This window comes from Billgrantia bachuensis (assembly GCF_011742165.1).
Taxonomy (GTDB): domain Bacteria; phylum Pseudomonadota; class Gammaproteobacteria; order Pseudomonadales; family Halomonadaceae; genus Halomonas; species Halomonas bachuensis.
This window is the reverse complement of the sequence record NZ_JAAQTO010000040.1, coordinates 37,018-47,866: the sequence shown is the minus strand read 5'-3', so window position 1 is coordinate 47,866 and position 10,849 is coordinate 37,018. Positions and strand designations below refer to the sequence as shown.

Below are 10,849 nucleotides of genomic sequence, written 5' to 3'. Positions count from 1 at the left end.
ACATTGTTGGGGCATGCCTGTCCAGTGGATGACGGCACGGATATACTACCGAAAAGACCTTACCCTAAGGACGCTTACATGCAGTTTCCCACCATCGAGGATGTCGTCGGCCATACGCCATTGATTCGACTGAAGCGCATTGCGGCGGGTCGCAACAACACCCTGCTGGCCAAGCTGGAAGGCAACAATCCTGCCGGGTCGGTAAAGGATCGGCCCGCGCTTTCGATGCTCGAGCAGGCCGAGGCCAGGGGCGACATTGTGCCCGGCGACACCCTGATCGAAGCGACGTCGGGCAACACCGGGATCGCGCTGGCCATGGCCGCGACGATCAAGGGTTACCGCCTAATCCTGACCATGCCCGAGAGCGCCTCCAGCGAGCGCAAGCAGGCCATGGCGGCCTATGGTGCCAAGTTGATCACGGTCAGCAAGGAGGGCGGCATGGAAGAGGCACGCGACCTGGCCGAGGCAATGATCGCGCGCGGCGAGGGCAAGCCGCTCAATCAATTCGCCAATCCCGACAATCCGTTGGCGCACTATCGTGGCACCGGCCCCGAGCTGTGGGAGCAGACCGGGGGCACGATCACGCACTTCGTCAGTTCCATGGGAACCACAGGAACGATCATGGGGGTGTCGCGCTACCTCAAGGAGCGCAATCCCCAGATCCAGATCGTCGGCCTGCAACCGGAAGACGGTGCCAGCATTGCTGGTATTCGGCGCTGGCCGAAGGAGTACCTGCCGAGCATTTTCGATGCCACACGCGTCGACCAGGTGCTCGACATCGGCCAGTACGAAGCCGAGGAGCACATGCGTCGCCTGGCACGTGAGGAGGGCATTCTCGCCGGGGTCTCGTCCGGGGGCGCCCTGGCCGGTGCGCTGCGCATCGCCGAGCAGGTCGAGAACGCAGTGATCGTCTTCATCGTCTGCGACCGCGGCGATCGCTATCTCTCGACCGGGCTGTTCGCCCCGGAGGCCTGAGGTGGCAATGCTTGGCAAGCGACGTCCGGCGCGCCAGCGCTCCGGCGTCTCGGGACTGCAGCGGCGTTCGGGGGAAGCCCCTCCTGCAGCGACACCGCCCGCGGATACGGCTACGCTCATCGAGCGGCTGGCCCACGATGGGCGTGGCGTGGCGCGTGCCGCCAGCGGCAAGACCCTGTTCGTCGAAGGGGCGCTGCCGGGCGAGCGCGTCGAGGCGGCCGTCCATCGCACGCGCAAGCGTTACGACGAGGCGCATGTCCGCGAACTGCTCGAGCCATCGGCGGAGCGGGTCGAGCCGCCCTGCGCTCATTATGGCCAGTGTGGCGGCTGCGACCTGCAGCACCTCGCCGTCGAGGCCCAGCGCGAGCACAAGCGCGCGGTACTTGCCGACTTGCTGGCGCGGGAGGGCATCAAGCTCGCCGAGCCCCCCAGGCTGCTGGTCGGGGATCCGCTCGGTTACCGGCGCCGCGCCCGGCTGGGGGTCAAGGTGGATGCCGAGGGTGGCGTGCATCTTGGCTTCCGTGCGCGCCACGCCAGCCGCCTGGTCGATATCCAAGGGTGCGAGGTGCTGCTAGCCAAGCTCTCGGCGCTGATCGGACCGCTGCGGGAATTGCTGGCCGAGCTCGAGGCACCGCGCCTGGTGGGGCATCTGGAGCTGATCGCCACCGATTCCACTCGCGTGTTGGTGGTTCGTCAGCTGCGCGCCAATCGCGCCGACCTGCAGCGCTGGCGCGCATTCGGCGAGAGCCATGGCGTGGCCGTGGCGCAGCTGCTGGGACGCGAGGAGCCGGCCCTCGAGTGGCTGGGCGAGGCACCGACGCTTGGTTATCGGCTGCCGGGGGGCAAGCAAGAGTTGCACCTCGACTTTGCTCCCGGCGATTTCGTGCAGGTCAACGAGGAGGTCAATCGTGAGCTGGTGGCCACGGTGCGGCAATGGCTAGCGCCGATTGCCGGTCACTGCGTGCTGGACCTGTTCGCCGGCATCGGCAACTTCGGCCTGCCGCTGGCGGCCGATGGAGCCAAGGTCACGGCGGCGGAAGGCAACCCCGCCATGGTGACCCGGTTGCGGCGCAATGCGAGCAGCAATGAATTCGACATCGAGGCCCTTCAGCTCGACCTCAACGATCAAGCGGCCGTGGCGGAACTCCTGGCTCGCCTTTCACCCGAAGCGGTGGTACTGGACCCGCCCCGTGACGGTGCCGATGCGGTGTGTCGTGCGCTGATCGAACGCCCCGTGCCGCGGCTGGTCTACATTGCCTGTGACCCTGCCACGCTGGCGCGCGATGCGGCACGACTCGTGCATGGCGGTTACCGCATCACTCGGGTGGCGGTGGCCGACATGTTCGTGCACACCTCGCACCTGGAGTCCCTGTTGCTGCTCGAGCACGGTGCAACGCAGCCGTCATCGCAAGGAGCCTAGAGAGATGGTGAAAGTTCGCGACGATCAGCCACTGACAGACAATGGTGACGTCGATATCGGTCACTGGCTGGAGCGCCTTCAGGAAGACGTCAAGCTGCGCGATCCCGGTGAAATGCATGAGGCCTGTGAACAGGCCAGGCGCCTCGCGCAGGAAGCCGACCGTCCCCACAAGGCCTGGCTGCCTCGGGACACGACTTATCGCATGGGCCTGGAGATGGCGGACATCCTGGCCCAGCTCAAGCTCGACCAGCCGGCGCTCGAAGCGGCGGTGCTCTATCGCGCCGTGCGTGAGGGGCTGGTCTCGGTGGATGCCGTGGCCCGGCGCTTCGGCAGGGAAGTGGCGCATCTGATCGAGGGGGTGTTGCAGATGGCGGCCATCAGCAATGCCCAGGTCCCCAGCCAGGGGCTGGTCCAGCATGACCAGCAGGACAACCTGCGCAAGATGCTGGTGACCATGATCGACGACGTGCGCGTGGCGCTGATCAAGATCGCCGAGCGCACCTGCGCGCTGCGCCAGGTCAAGGACGCCCCGCGCGAGAAGCGCTTGCAGGTCGCCCGCGAGGTGTTCGACATCTATGCGCCGCTGGCCCACCGCCTCGGCATCGGCCAGGTCAAGTGGGAACTCGAGGATCTCTCCTTCCGCTACCTGCACGAGGACGACTACAAGGCGATCGCGCGCCAATTGGCCGAGAAGCGCCTGGACCGCGATCGCTACATCCACGACGTGGTGGAAGTGCTCAAGGGCATGCTCGAGGCGCAGGGCATCATCCAGTACGAGGTCAACGGGCGCGCCAAGCACATCTATTCGATCTGGCGCAAGATGAAGCGCAAGCGCATCGATTTCTCCCAGGTCAACGACGTGCGTGCGGTGCGCATCCTGGTGCCGGAAGTGGCCGACTGCTACACCGTGCTGGGGCTGGTTCATTCGCGTTGGCACCACGTGCCCAACGAGTTCGACGACTACATCGCCAACCCCAAGAAGAACGGCTATCAGTCGCTGCACACTGCCGTGCTGGGGCCGGAAAACAAGGTCCTCGAGATTCAGATTCGCACCTTCGCCATGCATGACGAGGCCGAACTCGGCGTCTGCGCCCATTGGCGCTACAAGGGGCACGATACCGGCGGCAAGAGCTCCAGTTACGAGGAGAAGATCGCCTGGTTGCGCCAGGTGCTCGAATGGCAGGACGAGGTCGGTGACTTCAGCGACCTGCGCGAAGGGCTCTCGAGTGACGTGGCGCCGGACCGCATCTACGTGTTCACGCCGGACGGCCACGTCATCGATCTGCCGCGTATCGCCACGCCGATCGATTTCGCCTACCGCGTGCATACCGAAGTCGGCCACCGCTGCCGCGGGGCCAAGGTCGACGGCCGCATCGTGCCGCTCACCTACAAGCTCAGGACGGGCCAGCAGGTCGAGATCCTTACCGCCAGCAAGGGCGGGCCCAGCCGCGACTGGCTCAACCCCAGTCTTGGCTATGTGCGCACCTCGCGGGCACGCGCCAAGATTCAGTCCTGGTTCAAGCATCAGGCCCGCGAGCAGAACGTGGAAGAGGGCAAGGCGCTGTTCGACCGCGAGATGAAGCGCCTCGACGTGGAGGACATGGATCTCGATACCCTGGCGCACAAGGTCAACTACCAGAACCCCGAGGACATGTACGCCGCGCTGGGGGCGGGCGACCTGCGTATCGGCCAGGTGCTGCACCAGGCTCAGCAGCTGTTCGGCGAGACCGACGATCAGGAGCAGCTCGACCGCCTGCTGGCCAAGCCGCGGCGCGACCAGGGCAAGGGCACCACCAGCGATATCACCGTGCTGGGCGTGGGCAATCTCAAGACCAGCATGGCCAACTGCTGCCATCCGGTACCCGGCGAGCCGATCGTCGGCTTCATCACTCAGGGCCGGGGCGTCACCGTGCATCGCCAGGATTGCCCCAACATTCTGCAGCTGCGTATCGACGAGCCGCAGCGGGTGATCGAGGTGGAGTGGGGCCAGCGTGCCCGCACCCAGTATCCGGTGGAGATCGAGATCCAGGCCTGGGACCGCTCCGGCCTGCTGCGCGACGTTACGGGTATCCTGAGCAATGAAAAGGTCAACGTCCTGTCGGTGAATACACTGACCGATACCAGCGACGGCATCGCCCGGATGCGCATCACCGTGGAGGTCGATGGCCTGGAGACGCTGGGCAGGCTCTTTTCACGCATCCAGCAGCTGTCCAACGTGATCGAGGTCCAGCGCTTGCGCACGGGTGCCAAGGGGATGAAGCACAAGGGGAGCAGCACATGAGCGAGATCCGACACGGCATCGACGACCTGCTGACGCTGATGGCCGTGCTGCGCGATCCCGGGCAGGGCTGCCCGTGGGATATCAAGCAGGACTGGGACAGCATCGTGCCGCATACCTTGGAAGAGGCCTATGAAGTCGCCGATGCTATCGAGCGTCGCGCCTTCGACGAGCTGCCGGGGGAACTCGGTGACCTGCTGTTCCAGGTGGTCTACTACAGCCAGTTCGGTGCCGAGGAAGAGCGCTTCGATTTTCACGACGTGGTGCATACGCTGACCGCCAAGATGGTGCGCCGACATCCGCATGTCTTTCCCGACGGCACCCTGGAATCGCGTCGTCCCCCAGGCGTCGGTGCCGAGCAGGTGGAGGCTCGCCAGGCTGAACTTGAAAACGTGAACAGCCGCTGGGAAGCGCTCAAGGCCGACGAGCGCGCCGGACGCGCCGCCGATACGGTCCCCGCTTCGGTGTTGGACGACGTGCCGCGCACGCTGCCGGCGCTGTCGCGTGCCGCCAAGCTCTCCAAGCGCGCCGCCCGGGTAGGCTTCGACTGGCCCGACGCCACCGGCGTGATCGCCAAGATTCGCGAAGAGCTCGACGAGGTCGAGCAGGCCCTGGCCGAGGGCGATCGCGCTCATGCCACCGAAGAAGTGGGCGATCTGCTATTCGCCGTGACCAACCTGGCCCGCACGCTGAAGGCCGATCCCGAGCGATGCCTGCGCGACACCAATGCCAAGTTCGAGCGGCGCTTCCGCCATGTCGAGGCGGCCCTGGCCGAAGGCGGCATGACCACCCGCGAAGTCAATCTGGCCACCATGGAGCGCCATTGGCAGGAGGCCAAGCGGCTCGAGAGTCCCGTATACGAAACGTCAGCTGAACATTCCGAATCGTCTTCAGGAGGAGATCGGCTATGAGCGGCGATCTGCACGAATCCCTACGCGACAACGTACGTATCCTCGGCGACAGCCTGGGCCGAACCATCGCCGATGATCTGGGCCAAGGTTTCGTCGATCGCATCGAGACCATTCGTGGGCTGGCCAAGAGCGGCCGGCAGGGGGACGGACAGAGCAGTCGTGAGCTGATCGAGTACCTGCGCAAGCTGCCCGATCGCGACCTGCTGCCGGTGACCCGCGCTTTCAATCAATTCCTCAACCTTGCCAACATTGCCGAGCAACACTATCGGGCTCGCTTCCGCCGCGTCGAGGACTACAAACCCGGCTCGCAGCCGGTGCTCTCCGAGCTGCTGCAGCGTGCTCGCAATGCCGGTCACGCACCGCGCAAGCTGGTCGAGAGCCTGGCCAGCATGCGCGTCGAGCTGGTGCTGACCGCTCACCCCACCGAGGTCATCCGACGCACTTTGATCCAGAAGTACGATGCCATCGACGAGTGCCTGACCGTCATCGAATCTTCACTGGACTATCCCGAGCGGGCCAGCCGTGCCCGTGGACGCCTCGAGGAACTGATCAGCCAGGCCTGGCACACCGACGAGATTCGCCACGAGCGTCCCACGCCGGTGGACGAAGCGAAGTGGGGGTTCGCGGTGATCGAAAACTCGCTGTGGCAGGCGGTACCGGCCTTCCATCGTGACCTCGACAGCCTGCTGCTGGAGTCCGCCGGTGAACGCTTGCCGCTGGATGCCGCGCCGCTCGTGTTCGCCTCGTGGATGGGAGGCGACCGGGATGGCAACCCCAACGTCACCTCACGAGTGACCCGCGAAGTACTGCTACTGGGGCGCTGGATGGCGGCGGATCTCTACTTGCGCGACCTGGAGCAGCTCAAGGCTGAGCTCTCGATGTGGAAATGCAACAGTGCCCTGCGGGCCGAAGTCGGCAACGTCGCCGAGCCCTACCGCGAGCTGCTCAAGCGCCTGCTGCAGCGGGTCGAGGCGACGCGTGACTGGGCCAAGGCCCAACTGGACGGGCGTACCTATGAAGGCGGCCCCATCATCGAGAGCAGCGACCAGCTCTACGCACCGCTGCTGACCTGCTACCGTTCGCTGTGCGACGTCGGCCTCGACACCATCGCCAACGGCGCGTTGCTCGACACCCTGCGTCGGGTCGCGGTATTCGGCGTGACCCTGACCAAGCTCGACATCCGCCAGGAGGCGAGCCGCCATGCCATGGTCATGGAGGAGCTCACCGATGCGCTCGGGCTTGGCCACTACCGCGACTGGAGCGAGGAGCAGCGTCAGGCTTTCCTGCTCGCCGAACTCGAGTCTCGCCGGCCACTGATTCCGCGGCGCTGGGAGTGTTCGGCCGAGACCCGCGAGGTGCTCGACACCTTCATGGTCATCGCCAGCGAACAGTCCGAGGCGCTTGGCACCTACATCATCTCCATGGCCGCTCAGCCCTCCGACGTGCTGACGGTCGCGCTGCTGATGAAGGAAGTGGGGGGCGTCGTCTCGCTGCCCATCGCCCCGCTGTTCGAGACCCTCGACGATCTCAATCGCGCCGGCGACGTGATCGACCGGTTGCTGGCATTGCCGGGTTACCGAGCGCTGGTCGGCGAGCGCCAGGAAGTGATGATCGGCTACTCCGATTCGGCCAAGGATGCCGGTCAGTTGGCGGCGGCCTGGGCCCAGTACCGCGCACAGGAGCGCCTGGTGGAGGTGTGCCGCAGTCACGCTGTGGACCTGACCCTGTTCCACGGCCGCGGTGGGGCGGTGGGCCGCGGCGGCGGCCCGGCCTATGCGGCCATCCTGTCGCAGCCGCCAGGCTCGGTGAACGGTAGCCTACGCGTCACCGAGCAGGGCGAGATGATCCGCTTCAAATTCGGTCAGCCGGATATCGCCCTGCGTTCCATGGAGATCTACGCCTGCGCGGTGTTGGAGGCGAGCCTGCTGCCCCCGCCGGCACCCGAGCCTCGCTGGCGCGAGGAGATGGACCGCCTGGCCGAGATCGCGCACCGTGCCTATGTCGGTGTAGTGCGCGAGGATCCCGATTTCGTGCCCTACTTCCGCGCGGTGACGCCCGAGGGTGTGCTGGGGCATCTGCCGCTGGGTTCGCGCCCGACCAAACGACGCCAGGATGGTGGTGTCGAGACGCTGCGCGCGATTCCGTGGATCTTCGCCTGGACCCAGATTCGCCTGATGCTGCCGGCCTGGCTTGGCAGTGGCGAAGCCTTTTCCACGCGCATGGAAGAAGAGGGCGGCCTTGAGGTGCTGCGCGAGATGCGCGACCGCTGGCCCTTCTTCGGTACCTACCTGGACATGCTCGAGATGCTGCTGGCCAAGGGTGACGTGGGCATCGCCTCTTACTATGAGCAGCGCCTGGTCGACGAGCCCGCGCTCAAGGAGCTTGGCACCCAACTGCGCCAGCGCTTCACCAAGCTGCAGTCGGTCTTGCTGGAGATTCTCGACCAGCCGCAGTTGCTGGAACAGACGCCGTTGATCCGCCAGGCCATCGAGGTGCGCAATCCCTATATCGACCCGCTGCATGGGCTGCAGGCCGAACTGCTGCAGCGTAATCGTGACGCCGACGGTGCCATCAGCGGGGAGCTTTCGCGCGCCCTGATGGTGACCATGGCGGGGATTGCCGCAGGCCTGCGCAATACGGGCTGAAAAGTTACTGCGCTACCCTCAGACAGGAACGCCCCGGCCTTGGCCGGGGCGATTCATGAGAGTGGCAGCGCAAGCGAGCTTATTGAGGCTGCTTGACGGTGCGCAGGTAGGGCTTGATGGTGGTGAAGCCTTCCGGGTACTTCTGCTTGGCTTCCTCGTCGCTGACCGCGGGAGGAATGATCACGTCGTCCCCGGGCCGCCAGTTCACCGGCGTGGCCACAGTATGCTTGGCATTGAGCTGGATCGAGTCGAGCAGGCGCATTACCTCGTTGAAATCCCGACCTGAAGTCATCGGGTAGACCAGCATCGCCTTGACCTTCTTGTCCGGGCCGATGACGAATACCGAGCGTACCGTGGCATTGTCAGCCGGGGTACGGCCCTCGGCGCTGCCGGTCTCCTCGGCTGGCAGCATGTCGTAGAGCTTGGCGACCTCGAGCTTGTCGTCGCCGATCATCGGATAGTTGGGCGCCGTGCCCTGGGTTTCCTCGATATCCTTGGACCAGGCGGCGTGATTGTCCACCGGGTCCACCGAAAGGCCGATGATCTTGGTGTTGCGCTTGTCGAACTCGGGCTTGAGCTTGGCCATGTAGCCAAGCTCGGTGGTGCATACCGGCGTAAAATCCTTGGGGTGCGAAAAGAGAATGCACCAGCTGTCGCCGATCCATTCATGGAAGTTCAAGGTTCCCTGTGTGGTTTGCGCTGTGAAATCTGGCGCGATGTCGCCGATTCTGAGACTCATCGTGGTGACTCCAGGATCCTGAGTTCATGTGAAGGCCGCATGATGTCATGCAGCGCTGCTTGAATATAGAACATGCTTGAACGAGGCGCTTCGCCGAGTGCAGTGGCAGGCTCGGTCACGTCAAAATGCGAAGTGGAGCGAAGCCGTGATCAGATTCAGGTGGGCCATACTGGGGGCATCGATCTCCTCGAATTCCAGCCGGCTCACCAGGCGGTTGTGCTGTAGCCGTGCACCGAATCCCTGGATGCGGGCGGTGCCGGTCGTCGCCATGTAGAGCGGCTCGCTCTGGGTAACCGGATCACCCTCCCACTCGGCGAAGCCCGATTTGGCGTAGAACCCGAGTTGGCCCATGCGCACCCCAGCCACCAGGCTTCCGCCCAGTGTGGTGGTATTGACCAGCAGCGCCTGATCGGAATAACGGGTCGGGACCTCGTCGCTCTCGCGGTAGGTGAATTCGGCACCGAGGTCGAGCTGCGGCAGGTTCACCGGCGAGAAGCCCGCCGTCAAGCGGAAGCCCGAGGTATAACCATCGATCGTCTCGAGGTCGCCGCCTTCCAGCACGACGCCATTATCGAGGTATATCAAGTCGCTGGTTCTGCTGGCGTAGGAGGGCCTGTTCAAGGAAGGAAGTGTCAAGGAAGCCAGCAGGTCGCGAGAGGCCTCGGTATAGGCGGCAGGCTCGCTGTGCAGGGGCATGCTCTCGCCGTGAGACGCGTTCGTCTCTGCCATGGCCACGAGTGGCAGTAGCATCAGACCGGCAGCCATGCTGATGGCACCTCTGAAACACGCTCTCATGTTCCCTGACCCATTCCCTGTGCGATGCGGTTCAGCTTCGCCCAACAGAAATCGAGTGGAAGCGAAATCTGCGCCTAGCTCGGGCGTACGAAGCCAACTACAAGAGCTTAGCAGCCGGGGACCGTGACCGCCAGGCGGCTCCTCAACGCTGGGGATGCACATCTCCTGCCAGGAAGCGGTCGAGCTCACTCAGGTTGGGAGTGGCGATGCCGTGCCGATGGGCAGTGGACAGCAGGGGACCAAGGATGGCCTCGCGTTCGGTGGGTCTCCCGGCTATCACATCCTGCAACATGGAGGCGCGGTTGTTGGCGGTTGCCGCGACCACCTGCCATACCAGGGCATGCCAGCCCAATGCCGGAGGTACGATGTCCTCGGCGGTCATGATCGTGGCGACTTCCTCGATGATACGCTCCACCATGGGACGGAAAGGGCGGTCGCGCAGTTGACCATTGCGAATGCGAAAGCGGGCCACCAGCGGATTGATGGCGGCGTTCACCGCCAGCTTGTGCCATAGCCGGGTCTCGATGTCGTCGACTGCTTTGGCGGCCAGCCCCGCCTGGCCGAAGAGTGCGGCCAGCTCGTGGCAGAGCGGCGCATGGCGATGGGCGAGGTCGCCGATATACGTGAGGCCGCGACCGGCATGGGTCACGCCTTTATCGCCCTTGACCCAGGCACCTTCGGTGGTCGAGGCGCACAGTACCGGGCCCGGATGGCGGCGGTCGAGCCCGGGCTGTACCTGATAGCCGTTCTGCCACAGCACCAGCGTCGGCGTGCCGGACAACCGGGCCATGGCGGCCTCGTAGGCGGCTTCGGCGGCATAGGCCTTGGTTGTCAGGTGAAGAAAGGCGGGCGTCTCGGGCGGCAGGCGGTCGACCTCGAGCGCGGCAAGCTGGCGGGAGCGGCAGGTGCCTTCCGCTGTGGTCAGGGTCTGCTCGGCAGGCAGCGTGCGTCGGCCGGCCAGCATCACCGGCACGACATCAGCCAGGTACATGGCCAGCAGCCGGCCCAGGGCGCCGGGGCCGACGATCAAGTGGGTCTGGTCGTTCATGGTGTGCCTTGGTCATCGGACAGGATCAGCATACCGAT

At 65.0% G+C, this 10,849-nt stretch carries 8 protein-coding genes; 5 read left to right on the top strand and 3 right to left on the bottom strand.

Annotation, left to right across the window (positions count from 1 at the left end):
• Window positions 1-78 precede the first annotated feature (78 nt).
• The 5 genes from cysM to ppc are packed head-to-tail and all read left to right on the top strand — an operon-like array spanning window position 79 to window position 8,229.
• Window positions 79-975, top strand: coding sequence for a cysteine synthase CysM (gene cysM, locus HBJ55_RS14710; protein WP_167116383.1), 897 nt, complete (start codon window positions 79-81; stop codon window positions 973-975).
• Between the two features lies 1 nt (window position 976).
• A complete protein-coding gene (locus tag HBJ55_RS14705; RefSeq protein WP_167116380.1) occupies window positions 977-2,395 on the top strand; it encodes a TRAM domain-containing protein in 1,419 nt (472 codons plus the stop codon).
• Window positions 2,396-2,399: 4 nt separating this feature from the next.
• A complete protein-coding gene (gene relA, locus HBJ55_RS14700; protein ID WP_167116378.1) occupies window positions 2,400-4,676 on the top strand; it encodes a GTP diphosphokinase in 2,277 nt (758 codons plus the stop codon).
• Complete coding sequence (gene mazG, locus HBJ55_RS14695; RefSeq protein ID WP_167116375.1) at window positions 4,673-5,584, top strand: nucleoside triphosphate pyrophosphohydrolase; 912 nt, start codon at window positions 4,673-4,675, stop codon at window positions 5,582-5,584. Before relA ends, mazG begins: the two co-directional genes overlap by 4 nt.
• A complete protein-coding gene (gene ppc / locus HBJ55_RS14690; protein WP_167116373.1) occupies window positions 5,581-8,229 on the top strand; it encodes a phosphoenolpyruvate carboxylase in 2,649 nt (882 codons plus the stop codon). Before mazG ends, ppc begins: the two co-directional genes overlap by 4 nt.
• Window positions 8,230-8,308: 79 nt before the next feature.
• On the opposite strand, the gene HBJ55_RS14685 is transcribed toward ppc, so the two are convergent.
• The 3 genes from HBJ55_RS14685 to HBJ55_RS14675 form a co-directional block, all read right to left on the bottom strand.
• Window positions 8,309-8,968 (bottom strand): peroxiredoxin, encoded by a 660-nt coding sequence (locus HBJ55_RS14685; RefSeq protein ID WP_167116370.1) that lies wholly within the window; start codon window positions 8,966-8,968, stop codon window positions 8,309-8,311.
• A 120-nt stretch (window positions 8,969-9,088) separates the two neighbouring features.
• Entirely contained in the window at window positions 9,089-9,733 is a 645-nt protein-coding gene (locus tag HBJ55_RS14680; protein WP_240936134.1) for a hypothetical protein, read from the bottom strand.
• A gap of 172 nt (window positions 9,734-9,905) precedes the next feature.
• Window positions 9,906-10,811, bottom strand: a complete 906-nt coding sequence (locus HBJ55_RS14675) for a ketopantoate reductase family protein (protein ID WP_167116364.1) — start codon at window positions 10,809-10,811, stop codon at window positions 9,906-9,908.
• Window positions 10,812-10,849 lie beyond the last annotated feature (38 nt).